Origin of the sequence: Sphingomonas sp. So64.6b (assembly GCF_014171475.1) — a bacterium.
In the GTDB taxonomy this organism is placed as follows: domain Bacteria; phylum Pseudomonadota; class Alphaproteobacteria; order Sphingomonadales; family Sphingomonadaceae; genus Sphingomonas; species Sphingomonas alpina_A.
In genome coordinates, this window is the sequence record NZ_CP048817.1 from 4,805,545 (window position 1) to 4,830,971 (window position 25,427).

The following is a 25,427-nucleotide window of genomic DNA, read 5'->3' on the forward strand; positions in this document are numbered from 1 at the left end:
GAAAGCGGTTGGGCAACAAAGCGACCCAGTTGCGGACATTTGATCTACGCGTACTATCGAGCCATGGTCGATCGATATTTACCCTCGTCAGAATTTTTGAATTATATATTGGCAGGTGAGGTCGCATTCGATCTCACCACGCTTGGACAGGCAAATTTGAAGTGCCTGCTCACGCTGGTAACCGATGAAGATCGCGCGAACCGCGATTGGGCTGCTTTCCTAATTGCCGGCTTGTCCCTAGACACTGAGGAAATACGTCTCGCGCTTATTACGGCTGCCGACGATGCAGACCACGATACTCGAGACGAAGCAATCGTTGGTCTGGCACGGAGAGATCGCGCAGCGGCGCTTGAACGCCTTCGCCCCCTGCTTGAGGAAGAAATTGGCCTGGTATTGTTGGAGGCTGCCACAATCTTAGGCGACCGCAGCCTCATTTCCGCGCTCAAGGAAATCGAAAGTTGGGAAGGAGATGACGATGCCGTTCGGGAGCAATTACGGCTCGCGTTAGCTGCGTGTGAAGCTGGGGTGGGGCACGACGTGGCAGGTCACGACCTCGTCTATCAGCACAGACTCAGCGAGTAAGCCGAAGGTGTCGGACATCGGCTAACCACCATAGCATCGGGCCTCGCTGTTGATTGGGGCGCGGCCTACGAACCAAACTTCGCCTTCAGCTTCGGCCCGGTCAGCGATTTCAAAGCATCCTTGCCGATCCACCGCTCAGTTCGTTCGTCGGACGCGGCAAGCCGTTCAGCCAGTTCGGTCGCCGCGCGGTTCAACACGACGTTACGCTCGCCGATTGCGCGCAATGCCCAGCTCACGCCTTTCTTGACGAAGTTGCGCGGGTCGGTCGCCGCCGCTTCGATCAGCGGCAGGCAGGCGAGGAATGGCGCGTTCGGCGCCTTGCGATCATGCAGCGCGACGCTCGCAAGCAGCGCGAACGCGGCGCGGCGGCCGAACTCGTCGTTCAGCCGGCTCCAGTCGCGGACCTTGTCCAGCGCATGCGGCGTTCGATCGAACAGGTTGAAGCACAGAGCGTCGCAGAGCGCCCAATTGTCGAAATCGCCGCGCCACGCGTCCATGATTTCCGGCGTCGTCAGCACCGGATCGGCGATCAGTGAAACGAGCAGCCGCGCCTCGTAAATGTCGCTCGCCCAGAGGGCGAGCGCGAGAGGATGATCGCGCCCGAGCCGCTTCGCGATGGCCTTGATGTCGGCCATGCGCACTCCGATCGCGGTCGGTGCGATGATGCCGTATCGCGGCGCCAGATCGTCGCGATAGCCCGCATCCGCATGCTGCCGCAGATCGGCAATGACCGATGCGATCCGGTCGTCCATCGCTGAAATGGTCATGCCCGATCCTAGCCGGTCGCCTCGAACGGAGTCGAGAAACACGCGATATTTCTTGGTTCGATTCGCGTCGCTCGACGGGCTCGTCACCGCTGCTCGCCGATTCACATTTCGCGCGTCACGGGCGAAAGCCTGTCCAACAGATATGTTGAATCGACCAGACCCGGAAGCGAGCAGACCATGCCCCAAAGTTTTTCCCGATCTTCCCGCAGCACATTGGCGAAATTCCCGTGCCGCTCCATCAAAATTCCCGCAGAATTTCCCGTAAATTCCCGCAGCGCGCGCGAAAAAGCGTTTGCCGCAAAATTTCCCGCAGCGCCGGGAATTCGGGAGGGCGATCGATCGGGCGAGTGCCAGACGATAGCGCTTGAATCGCTTGGTCCTGAACCGCCCTCACGCCGCGGCGTTGTCGATCCCGAGTTCACCGAGCTTGCGATACAAGGTCGAGCGCCCGATCCCGAGCCGCCGCGCGACCTCGGTCATGCGGCCGCGATAATGGCCGATGGCGAGGCGGATGACATCGGCCTCGATCTCCTCCAGCGCGCGCAGATTGCCGTCGGCATGGAACAGGGTGACGCCGCCGCTGGTCGCCATCGGCGATGGCCCCGGCGTGGTGTGGCGCTGCGCGCCGAGTGCCGCGATCTGCGGGAAATCGGCGCGGGTCAGCGCGGCGCCGTCGCACAGCACGGCGGCGCGGAACAGCGCGTTCTGCAATTGGCGGACATTGCCCGGCCAGTCATATTGGCCAAGCAGCGCCAGCGCATCGTCCGTGATGCCGAGCGGGCGAAGCCCCGGCTGCTGCGCGATCCGCGCGAGCAGATGGCGAGCGAGCGCGGGGATGTCGCCGGTGCGTTCGCGAAGCGGCGGGATTGTCACCTGCACGACGTTGAGCCGGTAATAGAGATCCTCGCGGAACCGGCCCGCCTCGACTTCCTCGATCAGCCTTTTGTTGGTCGCGGCGATGACGCGGACATCGACTTCGCGGGTATGGCGCGCGCCGATCGACTGGATCTCGCCCGATTGCAGCACGCGGAGCAATTTGACCTGAGCTTCGATCGGCATCTCGCCGACTTCGTCGAGGAACAATGTTCCGCCATCGGCCTCCTGGAAGCGGCCGATCTTGCGTTCGAACGCGCCGGTAAAGGCGCCTTTCTCGTGCCCGAACAGCTCGCTCTCGACCAGATTGGCGGGGATCGCGCCGCAATTGACCGTGATCATCGGCTTCTTGCCGCGCGGGGAGGCGGCATGGACCGCTTCGGCGACGACTTCCTTGCCGACGCCGCTTTCACCTTCGAGGAGCACCGCGACACGCGCCCGTGCCGCCTTGGCGGCGATCGCCAGCGCAGCGCGGAAATCGGGCGCCGAGCCGACGATCTCGTCGAACGCGAGCAGCGCCGGGATCTTTTCGGTCAGCGGACGCAATTCGCCCGATGTCTTGCCCGTCACCGCCGCGTCGAGCGCGGCGAGCAGGCGTTCCGGGGCGAGCGGCTTGACCAGGAAATCGGTCGCGCCGGCGCGCATTGCACCGACCGCTTGCGCGACCGATCCGTTGGCGGTGAGCATGAGCAAGGGGAGCGCCGGGCGGCGCTCGCGAATCTCGGCGATCAGCGCGCTGGCATCGGCCTCGGGCGCCCAATGGTCGAGCAGGATCGCATCGAGCTGCATGCCGTCCTGCGTGCCGAGCATGGCGATCGCCATTTCGCCGTCCTGCGCGAACACCGCGCGCCAGCCGCGGCGCGCGGCAAGCGCGGCGACGAGTCGGCGCTGCGCCGGTTCGTCGTCGATCAGCATCAGCAGGCGCTGTCCGTTGCGCGTCATTCGGCCATACCCAAATTCCCTCGTTCACGGGTAACCTTAACGACGCCGGGTAAAGACGGGCTTAAACTGCCCCCTAATGAGACAGGTGGGACGGGACTTGAGGGACGGCGCGTGGCCCGCTAAGCGCAATCGGGGAACCGACAACCAGGGAACAAGATCATGGCCGGCAACAGTGATATGAAGGCGCACGAGGCGACCTATCACAGCATCATCAGCTTGCTGAAATGGGGCGCTGTCGCCTGTGCCGTGATCGCAGCCGCGGTCATCTGGCTGATCGCCGGCTAGACGCGGGTGAAGATCGCAGTCCTCAAGGAACAAGCCCCGGGCGAGCGACGCGTTGCCGCGACGCCGGAAACGGTCAAGAAATTCATCGCGCTCGGCGCCGAGATGGCGGTCGAAAGCGGCGCGGGTGAGGCGGCGTCGATCGCCGACACGCAATATGCCGAAATGGGCGCGACGGTCGGCACGCGCGCCGCGACGCTGAAAGGCGCCGACGTCATCCTCGGCGTGCAGGGACCCGATCCGGCATTGATCGGCGGCGCCGCGCCTGGCGCATGGCTGGTGGCGGGGCTCAATCCGTTTGGGGAGCGGGCGCGGGTCGATGCCTATGCCGCGGCCGGGGTCGAGGCGCTGGCGATGGAGTTCATGCCGCGTATCACGCGTGCGCAGTCGATGGACATCCTGTCCTCGCAATCGAACCTTGCCGGTTACAAGGCGGTGCTCGACGCCGCGTCCGAATATGGCCGCGCCTTTCCGATGATGATGACGGCGGCCGGTACGATCTCCGCCGCGCGCGTCTTCGTAATGGGCGTCGGCGTTGCCGGCCTTCAGGCGATCGCCACCGCGCGCCGCCTCGGTGCACAGGTCTCGGCGACCGACGTGCGCAGCGCGACCAAGGAGCAGATCCAGTCGCTCGGCGCCAAGCCGATCTTCGTCGAGAATGTCGCCGGGATCGAAGGCGAAGGCTCGGGCGGTTACGCTGGTGAGATGTCGCCCGAATATCAGGCGGCGCAGGCCGAGCTGGTCTCCGGCCATATCGCCAAGCAGGACATCGTCATCACCACCGCGCTGATCCCGGGTCGCCCCGCGCCACGTCTCATCTCGGCGGCGCAGGTCGCGAGCATGAAGCCGGGCAGCGTGATCGTCGACCTCGCGGTCGAAGCCGGCGGCAATGTCGAAGGCGCGGTCGCGGGCGAAGTCGTGACGATCGGCGGCGTCAAGATCGTCGGCCACAAGAACGTCGCCGGCCGCCTCGCGGCGGATGCCTCGGCGCTGTTCTCACGCAACCTGTACAATTTCCTCAGCGCCTTCTGGGACAAGGAAACCGGCAAGCCGGTGCTCGACGATGAAATCGGCGACGCGATCCGGCTGACCAGGGGTGGCCAGGTGGTGAATGCGCGGCTGACGGCCTGATATGGGCATCCTCAACGCCACCGCGGCCGACCCGCGCGAGCTGATCGACAAGCATGGCGAGGCGCTGACCGATGGCGAGACGATCTATTTCGTCTACAAGACGATCCGCGACTATATCGCCTTCACCAACTGGCGCGTGCTGTACATCAATGTGCAGGGCATCACCGGCAGCAAGCGCGAATTCCTGACCGTGCCGTACCGCTCGATCACTGCCTTCGCGGTCGAGACGGCGGGGACGTTCGATCTCGATGCCGAGATCAAGATCTTCCTGTCCGGCCATGAACCGATCGAATTCAAGGTGGGGCGCAATACCGATATGCGTGGGCTGCAGAGCTTTCTGGCGCAGAAGATGGACCGTTAGGGGATAATCATGGACTTCATCGCAATCCTGTCGGTCTTCGTGATGGCCTGTTTCGTCGGCTATTATGTCGTCTGGTCGGTCACCCCGGCACTGCACACGCCGCTGATGGCGGTGACCAATGCGATCTCGTCGGTAATCATCGTCGGCGCCTTGATCGCCAGCGCCGCAGCAGGCTCGGCGACGTCGAAATGGCTCGGGCTGATCGCGGTCGCGCTGGCCAGCGTGAACATCTTCGGCGGCTTCGCGGTGACGCGACGAATGCTGGCGATGTACAAAAAGAAGGACCGGCCGGCGGAGGTCAAACAGGGATAGCCGTCACTCCAGCGAAAGCTGGAGTCTCAAGCGGGTTTGTTCCGCGCGAGCAACGGGAAGATGCCGGCCTTCGCTGGCATGACGAATTTAGGGGCGGTTGTTGAGATGGAACACATAGCAGTAAATCCTTGGGTCGCCTTGGCCTATCTCGTCGCGGGGGTGTGTTTCATTCTCGCGCTGCGTGGCCTGTCCTCGCCGTCCACATCGCAACGCGGCAATCGCCTCGGCATGATCGGCATGGCGATCGCAATGGTAACGACGCTGGTCACGCATGTGCCGATCGACTTCAACCCACCAGTTGTGGCGGGTTATATATCCGAACCGATCTTCGACACGATCACGATGCTGGAAATCCTGGGCGCCATCGCGATCGGTGGTGCGATCGGTCTGGTCACCGCGCGCAAGATCGCCATGACCGACATGCCGCAGCTGGTTGCGGCGTTCCACTCGCTGGTCGGCATGGCCGCGGTGCTGGTCGCGGCGGCTGCCTATCTCAACCCGGAGGCGTTCGGCATTCTTGGGCCCGACGGCCATATCCTGACCGTCAGCAAGATCGAGATGGGCCTTGGCGTCGCGATCGGCGCAATCACCTTTTCGGGCTCGGTCATCGCTTTCCTGAAGCTCAACGGCAATATGGGCGGCAAGCCGATCATGCTGCCCGCACGGCACGTCATCAATCTCGCGGTGCTCGCCGGGATCGTCGGGCTGGTCGGCTATTTCACTCAGGACGAGAGCGCCTGGGTGTTCTGGACGATCACCGGCCTGAGCTTCGCGATCGGTTTCCTGCTGATCATCCCGATCGGCGGCGCCGACATGCCGGTCGTGGTGTCGATGCTCAACTCCTATTCGGGCTGGGCGGCGGCAGCGATGGGCTTCACGCTGCACAACACCGCGATGATCATCACCGGCGCCTTGGTCGGATCGTCGGGCGCGATCCTCAGCTACATCATGTGCAAGGCGATGAACCGCAGCTTCATCAGCGTCATCGCCGGCGGCTTTGGCGGAGACACCAGCGGCGCAGGCGGTGCGGCGGCGAGCGATCGGCCATGGAAGCGCGGTTCGGCCGAGGATGCGGCGTTCCTGCTGCAACAGGCCGAACAGGTCATCATCGTGCCCGGTTACGGCATGGCGGTGGCGCAGGCACAGCATGCGCTGCGCGAGATGGGCGACAAGCTCAAGGAGCATGGCGTGCGCGTGAAATATGCCATCCACCCGGTCGCCGGGCGCATGCCCGGACACATGAACGTGCTGCTCGCCGAAGCGAACGTGCCTTATGACGACGTGTTCGAGCTGGAGGACATCAACAGCGAGTTCGCGCAGACCGATGTCGCCTTCGTGATCGGCGCCAATGACGTGACTAATCCGGCGGCGAAGACCGACAAGAGCTCGCCGATCTATGGCATGCCGGTGCTCGATGTGGAAAAGGCCAAGACGGTGCTGTTCATCAAGCGATCGATGGGCGGCGTCGGTTATGCCGGTGTCGACAACGATGTCTTCTACATGGACAACACCATGATGCTGCTCGCCGACGCCAAGAAGATGGTCGAGGAAATCGTCAAGTCTCTCGATTGATACGAGTTTCTGGCTCGTGTGAACCGGGTTTCGGGCAAATTGCATGTTCGGCGGACGATTAGGTCCATTATGGACGAGGTCGGCTCCCGCACGCACTGTAAATTACGTAGTTTGCGAACGGGCTAAGCTATCAAGCGGGGCGGAATGAACACGGCGGCGTCATATTCTGCGGTGACACCTCAGATGCTGATCGTGGCCGACGATTCCGGTGCGGCGCAACTGGTGACCGAAGCCGCGGTTTTGGCCGGCGGACGGATCGAGGCGACGTTGCGCTGGGATCAGGTCGCCGAACGTATTGCCGACCATCCCGCGATCGACGTGATCGTCGCCGAGGCGGTAGCGATACCCCCGGACACCATTACCGTGGTGCTGGCATTGCTCGACAGCGTCGCACGCGACCGGCGCGCACGGATTATCGTGACGCTGGCCGAAGAGCAGATCGACCTGGTCGCGGCGACGATCTTCGGATCGCATGTGCAATTGCTTTGCCACCCCTCGGTTGCCGAGCGCGTTGTCGCCCTGACGATCGCGTCACGAACGCGCTCCGATTTCGCGCGTGAATCGGGTCGTGACAGCGAGGAAACCCGGCTCAGGCGGCTGAACGAGGAGGTCGCCCGGATCGCCGAGACGCTCGCCCGGCTGACCCGTAGCGACGGCGCCGAATTCCCCGAACGCTCGATGCGGCCCGTTGGCGAACGGCGCATGCCTTACGCCGCGCCCGCCGGGGACGATGTCGTGGCGGTCGATGCGCAGGAGATCCGTGCCGCGATCCGGGCGCGACGCCTGCGCGCGCAATATTTCGAGGCCGGCCTGCTCGAGGACCCCGCCTGGGATATGCTGCTCGACCTTTATGCGGCTGAATTGGAACGGTCGCAGGTTTCGGTGTCGAGCCTGTGCATCGCCGCAGCGGTCGCGCCGACCACCGCGCTGCGCTGGATCGCCAAGATGAGCGAAGCAGGCTTGCTTGAACGGCACGCCGATCCGTTCGATCGCCGCCGCGCTTTCATGGCGCTGTCGCCGATGGCGAGCATGGGGATGACCGGCTATCTGACGGCGATCAAGCGGGCCGGCCTGCCGATCGCCTGATATCGGCCGCTTGCAACTTGCCAGCGCGGTCCACTTTTGGCATGCGGCGCATGAGGGCGATTAGCTCAGTTGGTAGAGCGTCTCGTTTACACCGAGAATGTCGGCGGTTCGAGCCCGTCATCGCCCACCATTTCCCCCGGCAATCCTCTCCCTCGCTCGAAATGAACGGTGAGGGTGGAGCAATATGTGCGACAACCTCCTCTCGCTCCAATTCAGCGTGTCGCGCCGCTGAGGATGACGTCGAGGAGTTGGGTGGCGAGCATCAGCTGATCCTCGCTCAGACCGGAAAGAACCTTGGCCCGGACCTTCGCCAGAACCGGCTGCACCTGCATGACGATCTCATGGCCCGCCGGTGTGAGCTCGATCAGGCGTGACCGTTTGTCATCCGGGTTCCCGGTCCGGCGGATCAATCCGTCCGCTTCAAGCTCGTTCAAGGTACGGACCAACGGCGGCCATTTTATGCCGAGGCGCAGCGAGAGTTCGGTGGTGGTCACCGCCGGATCGGCGAACGCCAGCGACAATAATATCTGCCAGCGAGATCGCGACTGGCCGGTCGCGGCCTTGATCTGGTCGCCCGACATGGCGGTCCAGCGGCGCGCGGTCAGCACCAGTTTACGGGTCAGCCGGAATTCCACGTCCTCACGCGAACCTGGCGTGAAGAGCTCATAATACCGGCCTGATGATTGTTCAAAAAGATCGTCCGTCTCGTGGGCAGAATCTCCCATGCGCTCTCCACCTTCCGATCGATCTGTTGCGCGATGCCGCCCGTTGGGGATGAGCGAAAACGTGTCCCTCATCCATTCCGATCCCGCGAATTGCCTTTCGGTCTAGGGGAGCGAGCCCGCCTGACGCAACCGGATTGACCAACTATGTATCATGATACATATAGGTGCCGACAAGGAGCACCGAGATGCTTCGCCTGTTGGGAGAGAGCGATGTTACGAGTTTCGAGGAACCTGGTTGCGTTGATGGGATCGAGCGCGATGGCGTTCGCTTATTTGGGAGGCGCTGGCGCGGCCGTCGCACAGACCGTACCCGATAACGCCGCACCGGCTGGTGAGGCACCCGCGCAGGAAGAAGCGGCCCAGGGCGATGCGCCGGTAGATGCCGCTGGTACCCAGGCTGACATCGTGATCACCGGCACGCGGCTTGGCTCCAATTTCACCGCGCCGACGCCGGTCACCGCGATCACCTCCGAACGGCTCGAGTCGCTCTCGATCACCAATGTCGGCGAAGCGCTGATTCAGCTCCCCAGCTTCCGCTCATCCAGTGGCCCGGCGCAGCAAGCCAATCTCGGCGGCAGCGTTGGCGCGCGGCTGCTCGATCTGCGCGGCCTCGATCCGCAGCGCACGCTGGTACTGGTCGATGGCCGCCGCTTCGTGCCCAGCACGGCGCAGGGCAGTGTGGATGTGAACCTGATCCCATCATCGATCGTACGCCGCTCCGACATCGTCACCGGCGGCGCGTCCGCCGCTTATGGCTCGGATGCGGTCGCCGGCGTGGTCAATTTCATCCTCGATCGCAAGAAGAAGGGCATTGAGGCGGAAGTCGTCGGCGGCGTTTCACAACGCGGCGATGACGGCAATCTCTTCGTCGGCCTGTCGGGCGGCACGGAAATCGCCAGCGGCATTCACCTTGTCGTCGCCGGCGAATATGAAAAGCTCGAAGGCCTGGGTGATTGCTATTCGCGGGATTGGTGCGCGAACCAGACATTGATCCTCGGCAACAGCGCGCCGGGCGCGGGCGGTCTTCCCGCCAATCTGATCATCGCGGGCGTCAACACCTCGACCATGACGCCCGGCGGTCTGATCAATCGCTCCTATAATGCCGCGGGCCAGACGATCGGCACCACCGCGACCGATCCGCTGCGCGGCACTCAGTTCCTCGCCAACGGCACGCCCGCGCCATTCCACTATGGGTCGCTGGTCGGCCCGTTGTTCATGCTTGGCGGAGAAGGCACCGGGCGCAACGCCTTTATCGCGCCCTTCCGGTTGAAGGTGCCGCTGCAGCGTATTTCGACCTATGCCGCCTTCACCGCCCAAGTCAGCGATAGCGTGACGGTCAATGCCGATCTCTCCTATGGCAGGGTCAGCGGCACCGTCATCTCGAACGTGATGCGCGATTATAATGCGACGCTGATGGGGCGCATCAAACGCGACAATCCGTTCATTCCCGCCACGGTCGCGGCACAGATGGACGCGAACGGCGTGGCGTCGTTCATCCTCGGGCGCGCGGGCTTCGATCTTGGGCCGTCCTATGCGGAGACGGAGACGACGACGTATCGCGGCGTGCTCGGCATCGAGGCGAAGCTCAGCAGCAACTGGACGCTCGAAGGCTTCTACCAATATGGCAAGACCAGCTTCCATCAGCGGACCTACAACGCGATCAACCTTGCCAATCTGCCGCGCGCGATCGATGCGGTGCGGTCCGGCGGCTCGATCGTCTGTCGGGTCAATGCCGACGCCAGCACCGCCAATGACGATCCAAACTGCGTGCCGTTCAATCCGTTCGGCGAGGGCAATTACGATCCGCGCGCGGCGGCCTATGTCACCGGCAACGGCTTTCAGAAGACCGACAATGATCAGCATGTCGTGTCGCTCGATCTGCGTGGCACATTGTTCGATCTGCCCGCCGGGCCAGTGACGGTCGCGGTCGGCGCGGAATATCGCCGCGACGAGATTACCGGCACCACTGATCCGGTGTCATTGGTCAATGGTTTCTGGACGCTCAACGGCTCGGCGCTTGCCGGCCATGTCGAGGTGAAGGAAGGCTATGGCGAAATCGCCGTGCCGGTGTTCAAGGATTCGGCGATCGGCCATCTGCTCGACCTGAACGGCGCGATTCGCCGCACCGATTACAGCACCAGCGGCGCGGTCACGACCTGGAAGATCGGTGCGGTCTATGAACCGGTTGAGGGCATCCGCCTGCGCGGCACGCGCTCGCGTGATATCCGAGCGCCCAATCTTTCGGAACTGGTCGGTCCGCGCACCCGTCGCACCATCGGCCTGTCGGACCCGGCCAATGGCGGGCTGCAGACCAATCCGACGGTGATTACCGGATCGAACCCCAATCTCTCGGTCGAGCGGGCGGATAGCTGGACGGTGGGGGCGGTGTTCACCCCGCATGGCGGTTTTCTCGGTCGCTTCCGGGCCTCGATCGATTATTACAACATCAAGGTGGCGGACGCGATCAGCGTGCTGGGCGCACAGACTCTGGTCAATCGCTGCTATGAGGGCGTGACTGCATTCTGTTCGCAAATCACCCGCGATCCGGCGAACGGCAACACCATCCTGCAGGTCGATGACTTCTACCTCAATGCGAACGAGTTGCGCACCAGCGGTTTCGATATCGAATTCCAGTATCGCCAGCCGCTCGGTTCGCTCGGCAATATCAACGCGCAGATCCTTGCCAACATCACCAATGAGCTGGCCACCGGTGGCGTGGATCGTGCGGGCCAGACCGGGGTGCGCACCGGCACCATTCCGGGCATACCGGATTATGTGATTGACGGTCTGGTCACCTGGAGCATCGGCAATGTCCAGCTTACCGGCCATGGCAAATATATCCCGTCGGGGATCTACTGGACCGATTTCATCGGCCCCGATCAGCCGGGCTATTCGATCACCTCGCCCAAAAGCGTGGATAATAACCGCGTGCCCAGCCGCTTCTATCTCGATCTCACCGCGCGGGTGACGGTGCCGGTCAGCGATGGTCGCGGGTTCGAACTGTTCGGCACGGTCAACAATGTGTTCGATCAGGCTCCGCCATCGATCCCGGGGCCATCTGGCGGTACCAACCAGATCTTGTTCGATCCCGTCGGCCGGGCGTTCAAGGTCGGTGCGCGCGTGAAGTTCGGCGGCTGAACAGGGGACCGGGAGAGATTCGCATGACGCCAGATCAGCCATCCGGGGGCCAGGAGTCCGGGAGTGGGACGATCGACGTCGCGCAGGTGATCGAGCGCCAGCGGATGAACGGCTTTGTCATCCGGCTGGTGGCGATTTCCTGGATCGTGACGATGTTCGACGGCTTCGATATGCTCGTCCTGTCGTTCCTCGCGCCCTATATCCGGCATGATTTCGGGATCGGGCCGGTCCAGCTCGGCCAGTTGTTCGGCTGTGGCACGGTCGGCGCGATGATCGGCGGGATCGGCTTTGGCTGGCTCGGCGATCGCATGGGGCGGCGGCCGACGATCATCCTCTCGGTCTTCGCCTTTGGCCTCTCCAGCATGGCGCTCGCCTTTGCCGGATCGATCGAGACGCTGATGGCGCTGCGCTTCCTCAATGGCGTGGCGCTTGGCGGGCTGATGCCGCTTGCCTGGGCGCTCAACATCGAATTCGTGCCGGCGCGCTTCCGCGCGACCGTCGTGACGCTGATCATGATGGGCTATACGCTGGGTGGGGCGATCGCCGGCCCGCTCACCGTCTGGGTAGCGCCGCATTGGGGCTGGCATTCGGTGTTCCTGCTCAGCGGCATCGTCACCATGCCGCTGGTCGTATTGCTGTTCTTCCTGCTGCCCGAATCCGCCCGCTTCCTGGCGGTCAAGCGCCGCGCGCCCGGGCAGATCGCGCGTTCGCTCAACGCGATCGAGCGCGGGCTCGGCGCGACGGCGGCGACCATCTTTCTTGCCTCGGATGAAAAGCCGGCGACGGGCAGCCAGAATTTCAACCTCTCCACTTTGTTCGAAGGCTCGCTCCGGGCGATTACGCCGTTGCTGTGGCTTGCCTATATCGGCAGCTCGCTGGCGATCTATTTCAAGACGAGCTGGGGCCCGATCCTGTTCGAGGATGTCGGCTTCACCCGCACCGAAGCGGCCTATATCGCGTCGGTCACGTCGATCGGCGGTGCGATTGCCGGGCTCGCGCTGATGCGCTTCACCGATCGGATGGGGCCGATCGCGATCGCGCTTTTCCCGCTGCTCGCGGTGCCGCTGCTGCTGTTGATGGGGCTGGCCGATATCGCCCGGCCCGGCTTCGCCGTGCTTTCCGTGCTGAGCATGACGATGATCGGCGGCGCGCATTTCGGCATGCACAGCATTGCCGGGCTTTTCTATCCCAGCGCGATCCGCGCCAATGGCGCCGGCTGGGCAACCTCGGTCGCCAAAATCGGGTCGATCGCTGCGCCCTTGCTCGGCGGCTATCTGCTCGCCGCCAATCTGCCGCCGCGCCAATTGTTCGTGCTGCTCGCGGTCGCGCCGGCCGTCTGTGCCGTGGCGCTGATGCTGCTCGGCCGCGCCTTCAGCGCCCGGCGTGACCGCGCCGCCGCGCTGGAGGCGAACGCTGTTCTAACCTGATCCAAACAGCCCGCCGTTCCAAACGGGGCGGACGGCGGGGCATATTCGAAGGAGTATATTATGGCACTGACTGTGAAACCCATTCTACCGCGCTTCGGCGCGGAGGTATCGGGCGTTGACCTGCGCGCGCCGCTCGATGCGGCGCAGCGCCAGGAGATTGTCGATACGATGGATCGATGGGGTGTGTGCGTTTATCGCGACACCGGCCTGAACGATGAAAGCCATATCGCTTTCAGCCGCATCTTCGGCCATCTTGAAAGTGCGCCGTCGATAAAGGGCCGTCAGCGTCGCTTTACCCATTCGGAGCTGTTCGACGCGGGCAACCTCACGCCCGGTGGGGAGATATTGCAGGACGAGAATCTGATTCTCCACAAAAAGGGCGATCGGCTGTGGCACACCGATTCCTCCTTCATGGAAATGCGCTCCTCCTATTCGCTGCTGCTGGCCTATGAAGTGCCGTCAAAGGGCGGCGAAACCTGGTTCGCCGATACGCGATCGGCCTACGACGATCTGCCCGATGCAATGAAGGCGAAGATCGCCGGGCTCGAACTCGAACACTCGCTGTGGCAATCGCGCCGGCTCGCCGGCTTCCCGCTGAGCGAAGTGGAGGTCGATGCCCGGCCCAAGGCGCGTCAGCCGCTGGTGCTCGAACAGAAATCGACCGGCCGCAACGCGCTCTATGTCGCCAGCCATGCGCTCGACGTGGTGGGCATGCCGCGCGATGAAGGGCAGGCGCTGATCGAGGAACTGATCGCTTTCGCGACCCAGCCGCAATATACCTTCTCGGTGACATGGAATCCGGGCGATCTGGTGATCTGGGACAATCTGACGTCGATGCATCGCGGTGGCGATTTCGACGTGTTGAACGAACGGCGCGACATGCGCCGCACCACCGTGCGCGAAGGCGCGGCGCCCGACCATGCCGATGACCCGTTCGGTGAATATTTCCGCTCATCAATGGGTCAGCCGGGCTGATATGGCGGGGGATCGTCCGCGCGTCCTGGTGACGCGGACATGGCCGGAAGCGGTGGAGCGTCGATTGGCAGAGCGCTTCGACGTGACGCTCAACCCGACCGATGTCCCGCTCGATGAGGCTGCGCTCATTGCCGGGATGCGGGACTATGACGCCGTCTGCCCGACAATCACCGATCGGATGCATGCCGGCATTCTGGGGATCGAGAGGCGTCGCGCGGCCATCGTCGCCAGCTATGGCGTCGGCTTCGAGCATATCGATGTCGCGGCGGCGATGGCGGCGGGGATCGCCGTCACCAACACGCCGGGGGTGCTGACCGACGCCACGGCCGATCTGGCGCTGACCCTGATCCTGATGACCGCGCGCCGCGCCGGCGAGGGCGAACGCGAGCTTCGCTCGGGCAGCTGGACCGGCTGGCGGCCGACGCATCTGCTTGGCACGAGCCTGAAGGGCAAGACATTGGGGCTGGTCGGCTTTGGTCGCATCGCCCAGGCGACCGCCGAGCGTGCCCGGTTCGGCTTTGGCATGGAGATCGCTTATTATGCGCGCCGGCCCGGCCCGCAGGAATTGGTCGATCGTCTCGGTGCGCGCTTCGTGCCGAATCTTGGCGACTTGCTAGGCGAGGCAGATTTCGTGTCGCTGCATGTGCCCGGCGGCGCGGAGACCCGCCATCTGATCGATGCGGCGGCGATTGCGCAGATGCAGCGCCATGCGATCCTGATCAACACCGCGCGCGGCGATGTGGTCGATGAGGACGCGCTGATCGAGGCGCTTGGCACACGCCGCATCGCCGGCGCCGGCCTCGACGTGTTCGCCGGCGAACCGAATGTGTCGCCCGCGTTGCGTGGAATCGAGAATGCTGTGCTTTTGCCTCACCTTGGCAGTGCGACGCGTGAAACGCGCGAGGCGATGGGCATGCGCGTCTTCGCCAATCTGGAGGCATGGTTCGACGGCAAGGCTCCGCCGGATCGGGTGGCGTGAGCGCAGCGGCGGTCGCTGCGCTGATCGCGCGCGAGCGGCTTCCGGCGACCTATGCGGATATGGTCGATCGCTGGTGGCGGCCGCTCGCGGCGGCGATCGCGGGCTGGAGATCGGCATCAGCCGGTCCGCTGGTGATCGGGCTGAACGGTGCGCAGGGCAGTGGTAAATCGACGCTTTGCGCCTTTCTCGAGCAAGTGCTGCTGCCCGAACATGGCCTGAGCGCGGTCACGCTTTCGCTCGATGACCTCTATCTCACCCGCGCGGCGCGCGCGGCCCTTGCCCACACTGTGCATCCGCTGCTCACGACCCGCGGTGTTCCGGGGACGCATGATATCGATCTGGGCTGTGCGATCCTCGATGCGCTACGCCGCGGCGACCACGTCGCACTGCCCCGTTTCAGCAAGGCGCTCGACGATCGCGTGCCGCCGGACCAATGGGTCGCCGCGCCGCCATCGCCCGATCTGATATTGTTCGAAGGCTGGTGCGTCGGCGCCATCCCCCAATCCGCCGGGGCGCTTGTCAAACCGATCAACCGTCTCGAAGCCGAGGAAGATATTGACGGGATCTGGCGGGGCTATGTGAATGATCAACTCGCCGGGGCTTATGTAAGATTGTTCGCCGGGCTCGACCGTTTCATCATGCTTCGCCCACCGGATTTCGCTTCGGTAGTGGAGAACCGGTTGCTCCAGGAACGCAAGCTGCGCGCGTTACAGGGGCCGGGCGGGCGGGTGATGACCGACGACGAGGTGCGCCGCTTCGTTCAACATTATGAGCGCCTGACACGTCATATGTTCCAGGCGCTGCCCGCCAGGGCGGACATTCTGGTGGCGCTCGACTCAGGGCTGGACATCGTACGCATCGACGGCCTGTAGCGGCGCGATCCAATACCATGAGTGCGGATCACAATGCGGCCCAGTGCCGTTCCGCCCTAAAGCGCCCGCACCAGCCGAACCGCACGAGCGATCCAGGGCGGATCGGCGACGACTTGCTGGCGCCCGCCCGGCCCGAGTGGAAGCAAATGGAGTTTGCCGTCCTCGCGCCCGATCAGGCGGCCGAACAGGAAGCGGCCGGCGGGGCGGGGGACCAGCACATCGCGGTTCATTGCTTGTGCGAAACTGTCGGGTGCAAGCGTTTCGCACCAGAGCTCGTCACCGCTGCGATAGTCGCCGATCCCGGCCGCAACGGTCACCGCGACAAGGCCGGGGCCGGGCGATGGCGGGGCGAGTGAGGTTTGGTGTTTCGGCGCATGAACGCCGCCGGAATCGAGGATCGCCGCCACCGGAATGTCGCTGCGCGTCGGCAGCCTGACGAGATCCGCTGCGGTTACACCGAGCGCACCCGCAATGCGGTTGAGCCAGCCGACCGATACCGTGCGTGTGCCCGTCTCAAGCCGGCCGATCGTCTGCGCGGTGGTCGGTGGGGCGCAACGCCGCGCGACATCGTCGAGCGTCATCCCCCTGGCGCGGCGGACTTCGCGGATCGCGGTGATCATCGATCATCATCCTTAACCAGTTTGGTTCTATACCTGTGTGATAAACAGGTCAATCTGGCAAGTATCCAGGTGGCGGGGGTAACTCATGCTGGTGTTCGGTATGGTGCTGAGCCATGATGCCAATAATGAGCGAAGGCGGCGAGATCGGGCGCGTGGCGGCGGTGGCGTGCGACGATGCGCATCGCTTCGCCAAGCCATGCCGCGGCTCGATCCACCTTATCGAAGGGTTGGGTGTCGCTGGCGATGCTCATGCCGGTGTGACCGTCCAGCACCGGTCACGGGTCGCGAAGAATCCGGACCAGCCCAATTTGCGGCAAGTCCATCTTATCCATGCCGAGCTGTTCGACGAGCTGGCCGAACAAGGCTTTGCGATCGGCCCCGGCCGGATCGGCGAGAATATCACGGTGAGGGGGATCGCGCTGCTCGACCTGCCGACCGATACGATCCTGCGCATCGGGGACGATGCACGAATCCGCATTACGGGCCTGCGTAATCCCTGCCATCAACTCGAGGCGGTGCAGGCCGGGCTGACCCAAGCGGTCCTGGCGCGCGCGCCTGACGGATCGCTGATCCGCAAGGCCGGCGTGATGGCCATCGTGGTGAGTGGCGGCGAGATACGGCCCGGCGATACGGTGCGTGTTACCTTGCCGGCGGGACCGCATCGGCGACTGGAGGCGGTCTGACCTCATCCGCGCTGACTTTTGCCACGGAAATGGCTATCGAAACGATCGACACGAGGGAGAGTGCGATGCCGATCAAGCGCGAGATGATGGTACGTAAGGATGCGCTTGAGCAAACCGCGATCAATGAGACGATCGCGCCCGAGCCCCAGGACGGTGAGGTGCTGCTGGAGGTGGAGGCGTTCGCGCTCACCGCCAATAACGTCACTTATGCGGTGGTCGGCGAGCAGGTCAAATACTGGTATTTCTTTCCCGCCGCGGAAGGTTGGGGGATCGTGCCGGTCTGGGGCCATGCGCGGGTTACGGCGTCGCGGCACCCGGAGATCGCGGTCGGCGAGCGGGTCTATGGGTATCTGCCGATGGCGACGCACCTGATCGTCGAACCCGGCAAGATTTCTGCGGGCATGTTTCGCGACATGGCGGCGCATCGCCAGCCCATGGCGATGGTCTATAACCAGTATCGCCGGCTCGCCGCGGATCCGTCGCACGATCCGGCGCGCGAGAACGAGCGGATGTTGTTCGAGCCCTTGTTCCTGACCAGTTTCCTGATCGATGACCAGTTGCGTCGTCAGGACTGGCAGGGTGCCCGCACCGTGATCCTGACCAGTGCGTCGAGCAAGACCGCGATGGGCCTCGCCCATGTCGCGCGGACGAGCAGTCCGGGCATCAGGCGGATCGGGCTGACCAGCAAATCCAATCTCCGCTTCGTCCAGGATACCGGGTTGTACGATCAGGTGATCGCTTATGACGCGCTCGATGATCTGGACGTGGCGGGCAATGTCGTGCTGGTCGATTTCGCCGGGAATGCCGGCCTGCTTTCCGATGTTCATGCGCGGCTGGCCGAACGGCTCGTCCATATCCTCAAGGTCGGCGTAACGCATCATGACGAGGGCGGCGATGGGGGCATGACGAGCGGGGCGGGAATGACCAGCGGGCCAAAGCCAGTCTGGTTCTTCGCGCCCGATGCCGCCGCGACGCTGATCGGCGCGATCGGTCAGGATGGTTTCCAGCGCGCGGTGGCCGAGCGCTGGCGCGCGTTCGTCGTCGATGCCGCGGGCTGGGTGACGGTCGAGGACCAGCGCGGGCCGGAGGCGATGCAGCGCGTCTGGCGCGATCAGGTAGCGGGCCGGGCAAAGCCCGATATCGGTTATGTGATGCGTTGGTGACGACGCTTGGGGTGATCATGCTTCGCGCGCAGCTGCGCCCGTGCTTTCGGCGCGCCTTATCGAATGCCGATCATGGCGCGACGCTCGCCGCTTCGCTATAAGCCCAGAAATGCGGTTCGACTTCGTCAAATGCCATGGATCGGGTAATGATTTCCCGTTGATCGACGCTCGCGCGATCGAGCTCGACGATGCCGCATGGGCCGGCGTTGCCCGGGCGCTGGCCGACCGGCGCGGGCCGGTCGGCGGCGACGGCCTGTTGCTGCTGACCGATGGCGACAAGCTGCACGATTTTGGCATGCGCATGTTCAATGCCGATGGCAGCGAAGCCGAGACGTGCCTCAATGGGCTGCGCTGCGTGGCGCGCGCGGGTTTCGATGCGTTGGGGATCGACCGGGCCGAAGTCCGGTTGAAGACATCGAGTGCTCATGCCGAACGCGATGCCGACCTCGCGCCGGGTGTGGTCAGCGTGCGCGAAACGGCAGGACCGGCGGATCTCGACGTGACGCACTGGCCGCTGATCGAGGCGGAAACCGGGGCAGGACATGAGATCGTGCAGCGGCCCATCGCGATGCTGCCTTCGCGGCGCAGTTTCACTGCGGTCGCGATGCCCAATCCGCATCTGGTGAGCTTCGTCGAGACGGTCGACGAGGCGGAGCTGGTCGCGGTCGGCGAGGCTTGCGAGGCGGCGCCCGAATGGCTGCCCAATCGCGCCAATGTCTCTTTCGTCGAACAGCGCGGCGCGGACCTGTTCGTACGCACCTTCGAACGCGGCGTCGGGCTGACCGACAGTTGTGGTAGTGCGATGGCGGCGTCGGTGTTCGCGGCATGCCTGACGGGGCGAGCCGAGTTCGGTGTGGAATTGAGTGTGTTCAATCGTGGCGGCCTGGTCAGGGCGCAAGCGGAGAGCGACGGGATGGTCCGGCTGTCCGGCAACGCAACCTATGACTGGACCGGGTCGGCCGAGGTCGATGCCGATCGCGGGATCGCCGGCGATGTGAAGGTCGATCGGCATTTCAACGATGAAATCGCTGCCTGGGCGGCGGTGGTGGACGGGATCTCCTGAGGTACCAGCCTGGAATCCAGATTGTTTGAGCGCGATGTAGCGATATCGGATTCGTAACGATTTGACAGCGACGCAACAAAGAGCGTCCATGACGGTTGGGGTGAACGAACCACGCCGGAGAACATGTATGTCTCGTTTCACGATCGTCGCCGCGCTTTGCGCCACCAGTCTGATGGCGTTCACGACGCCCGCCAGCGCGCAGACACGCCAGGACGAGCAGCGTTTCCAGCAGGCGCAGCAGCGATTGCAGGATGAGCTTCGCGCATTCCAGCAGGAATATGATCGCTATCAGCAGGCGCGCAATCGCGGCGGCGGGCGTCCCGGACCGGGCGGTTATAACGGGGGCCCAGGCTATGGCGGCCCCGGCGGCTATAATAACGCACCGCGCTACGACGACGACGACCGGGTCGAATCGGGTTACGAGCCTTCGCGCTATTATCGCGACGGAAATTATCAGGAGCGGGTGCTGAGTTCGGACGAACGGGTCTATCGCGGCCAGGACGGTCGTTATTATTGCAAGCGCAATGACGGTACGACTGGCCTGATCGTCGGTGCGATCGGCGGCGGTGTGCTAGGCAATGTGATCGATGGCGGCCATTCGCGCGGCGTCGGTACGATCCTGGGTGCGATTGTCGGCGGTGTCGCCGGCAAGTCGATCGACCAGAACAACCAGCAGGTAAAATGCCGTTGAACTAGGGTCCAGACCCTCGATCGAGATCGGATTCCGGCGTTTTTCGCCGAATCCTGTCGGGCTTAAGAAATAAGAGGATCGGCGGAGCGCAGGCGCGCTTCGCCGATCCTTTTATTTCACGCTTTGGTCAGACCGCGCTTCGTCCGCTGAGCAGACGGACGGCGACGACGATCACCGCGATCACAAGCAGGATATGGATCAATCCGCCCGCAACATGGAGGCCGAAGCCAAGCGCCCAGAGGACGAGCAGGATGACGGCAATTGTCCAGAGCATCGGTTTTAATCCTTATCGAGGGCCGGGTCGTCCGGCCTGTCAGGCTTTAGGGTCCTGTGCCTACAACCATGCGGGTGCCGATCGGGTTCCAGGGACATCCGGAGCGGTTCGCCGAGGCAGATCCGCCGAAAGGGTGGTGCAAGCCCCATTGCGCGGTTAGATCGGGCCATGGTTCCACGCGAATTGATCGATAGCGCCGAGATACCGGGCGGCGGCGTGCTCAAGCTCTTCCGGCGGGGCGACGACTGGTCGATCATGCTCGGCGGCAACGAGTTGATGAGCAGCCGGGTACGCGGCTCGGAAGAAGCACTGGCGACCCTGGCGCTGGAACGGATCGGGCGTGCGGACGCGAATGTGCTGATCGGCGGGCTCGGTATGGGTTTCACCTTGCGTGCCGCGCTGGCAGTGCTCGGCGCGCGTGCCCGGTTGACCGTTGCCGAACTGGTACCGGCGGTGATCGACTGGGCGCACGGGGCGATGGCGGCGGTGCATGAAGGGAGCCTCGATGATCCGCGGGTGGTGATTATCGAAACTGATGTCGGCGCGCTGATCCGGGCAGGGTCCGAGACATATGACGCGATCCTACTCGATGTCGACAACGGCCCGGACGGGCTGACGCGCGGCGGCAATAACGCGCTTTATTCGACGCGTGGCCTTGCCGCGGCGCGCTCCGCCTTGCGGCCTGGCGGGGTGCTCGCAATCTGGTCGGCGGGCGCCGATGCGGCGTTTGCGCGGCGCCTGCGTGACGGATTCGCCGTGGAGGAAATGGTGGTGCGGTCGGGCAGCGGCGGCAAAGGCGCGCGCCATATCATCTGGCTGGCAGAGCGATCGCGCTGACTCGCTGGGCGGTGAAGCGCCTTCATCACTATCCCGGCGAATAAATCGATCCGATCCGGTCGCAATTTATGCCCCGATTGCTGCTGTTCCGTTGCAATGCCGCGATGCGGGATATTGGATCAATGAGGCAGTCGGGCTCAGGTTTTGAGCAAACAACCTGTTGCCCGATGGTGACAGGTCCGGTCATGGCAAACCAGAATCGCCCTGAACCACCGATAAAGTCAGAATCGAACCGACTCGATAAAGGGCCGATCGATCGTTGCCGGCCAGCCCGGCGCAGAAAAGAATCGTCTTCTAAAAAGCCTCGATCTTCACCTTGCTGCCCGACCTTTGTCCGGGTCGAAAACCGTTATCATATCGTCGTCGTAGCGCCATTAGCGGCTTCACGGCCGGGAAGAGCGGGATTGGCGCCACAACATACAGGCCCGATCCGGCAGCGATATGATTCGCCGATAATCGCGAAATTGCGTGGTTTTACATGTGTCTGCGGCATATCGCGCCGCGGACGGATGGGCGTGGCTCCGCCGTTGGCAAGGGAATCAGCCCGTCACCAACGGGTGATCGTCTGCACGCAGCAAGTGCCTGAAGCTTCGTATCGAAATATAGGGAATTGCCTGCATTCTGTTGCGTTCGGGCAACAGCGTGAGAAATTTGTGCGCTTGCGTGGAAACCAACCTTTGAGTAGGGAGTTTGCGCTGTCCGAGTGACAACGACGAAAGGGGATTTTTATGCGGAAGCTTGCCATCGCAATGGCGCTTGCCTCCACTGCTCTCGCCACACCAGCTCTCGCCCGCGACGATTCGTGGTACGTGGGCGTCGAAGGTGGCGCGATGATCGTGGAAGACATCGACTTCGACATTGGTGCCCTTGCGGGTGCCGGCCAGGTCAACAGTAAATACGGCTACGACGTCGATGGCGTCATCGGCTACGACTTCGGTCCTTTCCGCGTTGAAGCGGAAGTCGGCTACAAGAGCGCGAACGTCGATTCTTATAGCTCGACCACGACTACGCCGGTCTATCTGTCGAACGGCGTGCTTAACCCGGCGTTCCCGGCTGGCACTTATGACTATGCCGGCGGAAAGACTTCGGCGCTCAGCTTCATGCTGAACGGTTTGCTCGACTTCGGCGACGATGACGGCATTCAGGGCTTTGTCGGCGGCGGCGTCGGCGTCGCTCGCGTCAAGGCGAACGGCTACGCGCTGAACACCAACGGTCCATTCCTGGACGACTCCGACACCGTGTTCGCATGGCAGGGTCTTGCAGGTATCCGCGCTCCGCTGAGCAGCCATATCGACGCAACGCTGAAGTATCGCTTCTTCAACGCTGCCAAGGTTGGCCTGGTCGACGTTACGGGTCGTGAATTTGAAGGTCGTTTTCGCTCGCACAGCATTCTGGGCGGTCTGACCTACAACTTCGGTGAGCCGGCTGCACCTCCGCCGCCGCCTCCTCCGCCCCCACCGCCTCCTCCACCCCCGCCGCCGCCTCCGCCGCCTCCTGAGGCAGTGCAGTGCTCGCCTGGGCCGTACATCGTGTTCTTCGAGTGGGACAAGTCGGACGTCACGCCGCAGGCGGCGTCGTTGCTCGACAACGCGATCTCGCAGTACCAGAATTGCGGTAACACGCAGGTCATGCTTGCCGGTCACGCCGACAAATCGGGTTCGCCGAAGTACAATCTGGGCCTCTCGCAGCGTCGTGCAGACGCGGTGAAGGGTTACCTGACTTCGCGTTCGATCCCCGAGGGCGTGATCTCCACCTCGGCGTTCGGCGAAAGCCGTCCCCGCATCGAGACCGCCGATGGCGTTCGCGAGCTGGAAAACCGTCGCGTGGAAATCAGCTACGGACCTGGCTCGGGCAACTAAGCCCAAGTCTCGTACAAAAAACGGAAGGGAGGTCAGCATTGCTGGCCTCCCTTTTGTTTTGTCTGACGCCGGTGTTTGCGCGACGATCGCGCCACTTCGTCATGGTCGCGAGTTCCGGATATGCCCGATAGGGTCCTGAACTGTGAACTGGCGCTGCCTGCCTCTCGCACATGCCAATGGGGTGGCAATTTTATCATGTTCGGCTAGAGGGTCGCGGTGACGCGGGCGGGGACGCCCGCAACAAATGGGCCCGCAACAAATGGGAATGTTTCCACCATGCGCATCACGATGATCGGCTCGGGCTATGTTGGCCTGGTTTCCGGCGCCTGTTTCTCGGATTTCGGCCATGACGTGATCTGCGTCGACAAGGACGAATCGAAGATCGCCGCGCTCGAGGCCGGCCGGATGCCGATCTTCGAGCCTGGCCTCGACAAGCTGGTCGCGGCCAATGTCGCGGCGGGACGGTTGAGCTTCACCACCGATTTGAAAAGCGCCGTTGCCGGTGCGGACGCGGTTTTCATTGCGGTTGGCACGCCGTCACGACGCGGAGACGGTCATGCCGACCTGTCTTATGTCTTCGCCGCGACACGCGAAATCGCCGAGGCTGTGACCGGTCCGACCGTCGTCGTGACCAAATCGACCGTGCCGGTCGGCACGGGCGACAAGGTCGAGGAGATTCTCGCCGAGCTCGCGCCGGACATGGATATCGCGGTCGTCTCCAACCCCGAATTCCTGCGTGAAGGCGCTGCGATCGGAGATTTCAAGCGGCCCGACCGGATCGTTATCGGCACCGAGGACGCGCGCGCGATGCAAGTGATGCGCGATGTCTATCGCCCACTTTACCTCAACGAGAGTCCGATCCTGTTCACCGGCCGGCGTACCGCCGAACTGATCAAATATGCCGCGAATGCATTTCTCGCGACCAAGATCACCTTCATCAACGAGATCGCCGATCTGTGCGAAGCGGTCGGCGCGAATGTGCAGGACGTGTCGCGCGGCATCGGCCTCGATAACCGGATCGGCTCGAAATTCCTTCACGCCGGACCGGGTTATGGGGGGTCGTGCTTCCCCAAGGATACGCTCGCGCTGCTCAAGACTGCCGAGGATTATGAAACGCCGGTGCGGATCGTCGAGGCGGTGGTCCAGGTCAACGATAACCGCAAACGCGCGATGGGCCGAAAGGTGATCCGTGCGCTGGGCGGCGACGGTACGACCGGGGCCAAGGGAAAGACCGTGGCGGTGCTTGGCCTGACCTTCAAGCCCAACACCGATGATATGCGCGACGCGCCGAGCCTGGCAATCGTGCAGAGCCTGCTCGATGCCGGCGTGACGGTGCGCGGATATGATCCGGAGGGGATGGAGCCGGCCAAGGCGATGATGCCCGACGTCACCTATTGCAACAATGCCTATGAAGCGGCGACCGGCGCGGATGCAGTGGTGATCGTGACCGAATGGGATGTGTTCCGGGCGCTCGACCTGAAGCGCCTTGCCGGGGTGATGGCCGCGCCGGTGATGGTCGATCTGCGCAACGTCTATCCACCGGCCGAGGTGGAGCGCGCTGGCTTCGCCTATAGCTCGATCGGACGCTGATCCGGGGCGCCGGTCGCATTGCGCGGCGGCGTCAAGATTTTCAGGATATGGCCGGCACGTTCACTGACGTTCGTCCTGTCGAGGATCGATACGTCATATCCGGCCAGGGGATATGACCAACACAGCCGTTGATATTCCGCCATGGCATCCTCGTAATCATGACGCCGTTCCCGGTCGTTGATGTAGATTTCCGGCCAGGGCGGCACCAGGAAAACGGTCTTGTGATAGTGCGGCAAGCCGCCCAATCGCGTCACGAGCCGCTCACCGGTCAGATATTCCAGCGCCGATGCCGCGTCGATCGCGCTCCGATCGAAAAAGGTCAAACCAGGCCTGGTTTCCGCAGCAGATCGGTCAGCCAGCGCGAGCTCGATCGCGCGATGGGCGAATGCGACGCCATCCACCCAGGGGAGCGCCGCGCCATCACCGCTCAATTCCTGTGCGACGATCCGCCGCCCCGGCTCCTCGACGATGGCATGGCCACGCCGCGCCAGCTCGGCGAGCAATGTCGATTTGCCGCCGCCCGAGCATCCGGAGATGATGACGAAACGGTTTGAATTCAAATCAGGCTCAATCATCGGATCTGTCCGTATCCATATCATGTCGAGGTTGCGACACCGTGCCCG

The 25,427-nt window shown here is 63.5% G+C and carries 25 protein-coding genes and 1 tRNA gene; 20 read left to right on the forward strand and 6 right to left on the reverse strand.

Going from position 1 to position 25,427, the window contains the following annotated elements; translation table 11 throughout:
• Positions 1-39 precede the first annotated feature (39 nt).
• Positions 40-582, forward strand: coding sequence for a lyase (locus G4G27_RS22885; protein WP_183110765.1), 543 nt, complete (start codon positions 40-42; stop codon positions 580-582).
• 65 nt (positions 583-647) lie between these two features.
• Here the strand turns inward: G4G27_RS22885 and G4G27_RS22890 are convergent, their stop codons facing one another.
• Together G4G27_RS22890 and G4G27_RS22895 are read right to left on the reverse strand one after the other, a co-directional pair.
• Positions 648-1,349: a DNA alkylation repair protein gene (locus G4G27_RS22890; RefSeq protein WP_202049625.1), complete on the reverse strand. Its 702-nt coding sequence runs from the start codon at positions 1,347-1,349 to the stop codon at positions 648-650.
• Between the two features lie 390 nt (positions 1,350-1,739).
• Complete coding sequence (locus tag G4G27_RS22895) at positions 1,740-3,164, reverse strand: sigma-54 dependent transcriptional regulator (protein WP_183110766.1); 1,425 nt, start codon at positions 3,162-3,164, stop codon at positions 1,740-1,742.
• A 159-nt stretch (positions 3,165-3,323) separates the two neighbouring features.
• On the opposite strand from G4G27_RS22895, the gene G4G27_RS22900 reads away from it, so the two are divergent.
• The 7 genes from G4G27_RS22900 (at position 3,324) to G4G27_RS22930 (ending at position 8,038) form a co-directional block, all read left to right on the forward strand.
• Positions 3,324-3,449 carry an aa3-type cytochrome c oxidase subunit IV gene (locus tag G4G27_RS22900; protein WP_229726790.1) on the forward strand — a complete coding sequence of 42 codons (126 nt, stop codon included), beginning with the start codon at positions 3,324-3,326 and terminating at the stop codon, positions 3,447-3,449.
• Between the two features lie 6 nt (positions 3,450-3,455).
• Positions 3,456-4,577 carry an NAD(P) transhydrogenase subunit alpha gene (locus G4G27_RS22905; RefSeq protein WP_183110767.1) on the forward strand — a complete coding sequence of 374 codons (1,122 nt, stop codon included), beginning with the start codon at positions 3,456-3,458 and terminating at the stop codon, positions 4,575-4,577.
• 1 nt (position 4,578) lies between these two features.
• The gene (locus G4G27_RS22910; protein ID WP_183110768.1) at positions 4,579-4,938 is read left to right on the forward strand and encodes a PH domain-containing protein; all 360 of its coding nucleotides are present in this window, start codon (positions 4,579-4,581) and stop codon (positions 4,936-4,938) included.
• Between the two features lie 9 nt (positions 4,939-4,947).
• Entirely contained in the window at positions 4,948-5,250 is a 303-nt protein-coding gene (locus G4G27_RS22915) for an NAD(P) transhydrogenase subunit alpha (RefSeq protein WP_183110769.1), read from the forward strand.
• A 105-nt stretch (positions 5,251-5,355) separates the two neighbouring features.
• Positions 5,356-6,822 carry an NAD(P)(+) transhydrogenase (Re/Si-specific) subunit beta gene (locus G4G27_RS22920; RefSeq protein ID WP_183110770.1) on the forward strand — a complete coding sequence of 489 codons (1,467 nt, stop codon included), beginning with the start codon at positions 5,356-5,358 and terminating at the stop codon, positions 6,820-6,822.
• Between the two features lie 192 nt (positions 6,823-7,014).
• The gene (locus G4G27_RS22925) at positions 7,015-7,908 is read left to right on the forward strand and encodes a MarR family winged helix-turn-helix transcriptional regulator (RefSeq protein ID WP_183110771.1); all 894 of its coding nucleotides are present in this window, start codon (positions 7,015-7,017) and stop codon (positions 7,906-7,908) included.
• A 54-nt stretch (positions 7,909-7,962) separates the two neighbouring features.
• Positions 7,963-8,038, forward strand: a tRNA-Val gene (locus tag G4G27_RS22930).
• Between the two features lie 82 nt (positions 8,039-8,120).
• Here G4G27_RS22930 and G4G27_RS22935 read toward each other — a convergent pair.
• The gene (locus G4G27_RS22935) at positions 8,121-8,633 is read right to left on the reverse strand and encodes a MarR family transcriptional regulator (protein ID WP_183110772.1); all 513 of its coding nucleotides are present in this window, start codon (positions 8,631-8,633) and stop codon (positions 8,121-8,123) included.
• Positions 8,634-8,843: 210 nt separating this feature from the next.
• Here G4G27_RS22935 and G4G27_RS22940 point away from each other — a divergent pair, with 210 nt between their 5' ends.
• From G4G27_RS22940 to G4G27_RS22960, 5 genes are read left to right on the forward strand one after another with little or no spacing between them, the layout of a single operon-like run.
• A complete protein-coding gene (locus G4G27_RS22940; RefSeq protein WP_183110773.1) occupies positions 8,844-11,771 on the forward strand; it encodes a TonB-dependent receptor in 2,928 nt (975 codons plus the stop codon).
• Positions 11,772-11,794: 23 nt separating this feature from the next.
• Complete coding sequence (locus G4G27_RS22945) at positions 11,795-13,198, forward strand: MFS transporter (RefSeq protein ID WP_183110774.1); 1,404 nt, start codon at positions 11,795-11,797, stop codon at positions 13,196-13,198.
• 60 nt (positions 13,199-13,258) lie between these two features.
• Entirely contained in the window at positions 13,259-14,173 is a 915-nt protein-coding gene (locus G4G27_RS22950; protein WP_183110775.1) for a TauD/TfdA family dioxygenase, read from the forward strand.
• Between the two features lies 1 nt (position 14,174).
• Entirely contained in the window at positions 14,175-15,152 is a 978-nt protein-coding gene (locus tag G4G27_RS22955; RefSeq protein WP_183110776.1) for a D-glycerate dehydrogenase, read from the forward strand.
• Positions 15,149-16,024, forward strand: a complete 876-nt coding sequence (locus G4G27_RS22960) for a kinase (protein ID WP_244624473.1) — start codon at positions 15,149-15,151, stop codon at positions 16,022-16,024. The genes G4G27_RS22955 and G4G27_RS22960 overlap by 4 nt, the downstream gene beginning before the upstream one ends.
• 56 nt (positions 16,025-16,080) lie before the next feature.
• Here G4G27_RS22960 and G4G27_RS22965 read toward each other — a convergent pair whose 3' ends face one another.
• On the reverse strand, positions 16,081-16,644 hold the full coding sequence (locus G4G27_RS22965) for a helix-turn-helix transcriptional regulator (protein WP_183110778.1): 564 nt from the start codon (positions 16,642-16,644) through the stop codon (positions 16,081-16,083).
• 125 nt (positions 16,645-16,769) lie between these two features.
• Here G4G27_RS22965 and G4G27_RS22970 point away from each other — a divergent pair, with 125 nt between their 5' ends.
• The 4 genes from G4G27_RS22970 to G4G27_RS22985 all read left to right on the forward strand — a co-directional run bounded on the left by G4G27_RS22970 (position 16,770) and on the right by G4G27_RS22985 (position 20,244).
• Positions 16,770-17,327: an MOSC domain-containing protein gene (locus G4G27_RS22970; protein WP_183110779.1), complete on the forward strand. Its 558-nt coding sequence runs from the start codon at positions 16,770-16,772 to the stop codon at positions 17,325-17,327.
• A gap of 65 nt (positions 17,328-17,392) precedes the next feature.
• Entirely contained in the window at positions 17,393-18,490 is a 1,098-nt protein-coding gene (locus G4G27_RS22975) for a DUF2855 family protein (RefSeq protein ID WP_183110780.1), read from the forward strand.
• A 109-nt stretch (positions 18,491-18,599) separates the two neighbouring features.
• On the forward strand, positions 18,600-19,553 hold the full coding sequence (dapF, locus tag G4G27_RS22980; RefSeq protein ID WP_183110781.1) for a diaminopimelate epimerase: 954 nt from the start codon (positions 18,600-18,602) through the stop codon (positions 19,551-19,553).
• 127 nt (positions 19,554-19,680) lie between these two features.
• Positions 19,681-20,244 (forward strand): glycine zipper 2TM domain-containing protein, encoded by a 564-nt coding sequence (locus G4G27_RS22985; protein WP_183110782.1) that lies wholly within the window; start codon positions 19,681-19,683, stop codon positions 20,242-20,244.
• 127 nt (positions 20,245-20,371) lie between these two features.
• Here the strand turns inward: G4G27_RS22985 and G4G27_RS22990 are convergent, their stop codons facing one another.
• Complete coding sequence (locus G4G27_RS22990) at positions 20,372-20,518, reverse strand: lmo0937 family membrane protein (protein WP_183110783.1); 147 nt, start codon at positions 20,516-20,518, stop codon at positions 20,372-20,374.
• Positions 20,519-20,686: 168 nt separating this feature from the next.
• Here G4G27_RS22990 and G4G27_RS22995 point away from each other — a divergent pair, with 168 nt between their 5' ends.
• The 3 genes from G4G27_RS22995 to G4G27_RS23005 all read left to right on the forward strand — a co-directional run bounded on the left by G4G27_RS22995 (position 20,687) and on the right by G4G27_RS23005 (position 24,804).
• A complete protein-coding gene (locus G4G27_RS22995; RefSeq protein WP_183110784.1) occupies positions 20,687-21,355 on the forward strand; it encodes a spermidine synthase in 669 nt (222 codons plus the stop codon).
• A gap of 728 nt (positions 21,356-22,083) precedes the next feature.
• On the forward strand, positions 22,084-23,214 hold the full coding sequence (locus G4G27_RS23000; protein WP_183110785.1) for an OmpA family protein: 1,131 nt from the start codon (positions 22,084-22,086) through the stop codon (positions 23,212-23,214).
• A 276-nt stretch (positions 23,215-23,490) separates the two neighbouring features.
• Positions 23,491-24,804 (forward strand): UDP-glucose/GDP-mannose dehydrogenase family protein, encoded by a 1,314-nt coding sequence (locus G4G27_RS23005; RefSeq protein WP_183110786.1) that lies wholly within the window; start codon positions 23,491-23,493, stop codon positions 24,802-24,804.
• On the opposite strand, the gene G4G27_RS23010 is transcribed toward G4G27_RS23005, so the two are convergent.
• Positions 24,783-25,379, reverse strand: coding sequence for an AAA family ATPase (locus tag G4G27_RS23010; protein WP_183110787.1), 597 nt, complete (start codon positions 25,377-25,379; stop codon positions 24,783-24,785). The genes G4G27_RS23005 and G4G27_RS23010 overlap by 22 nt on opposite strands.
• Between the last annotated feature and the right edge of the window lie 48 nt (positions 25,380-25,427).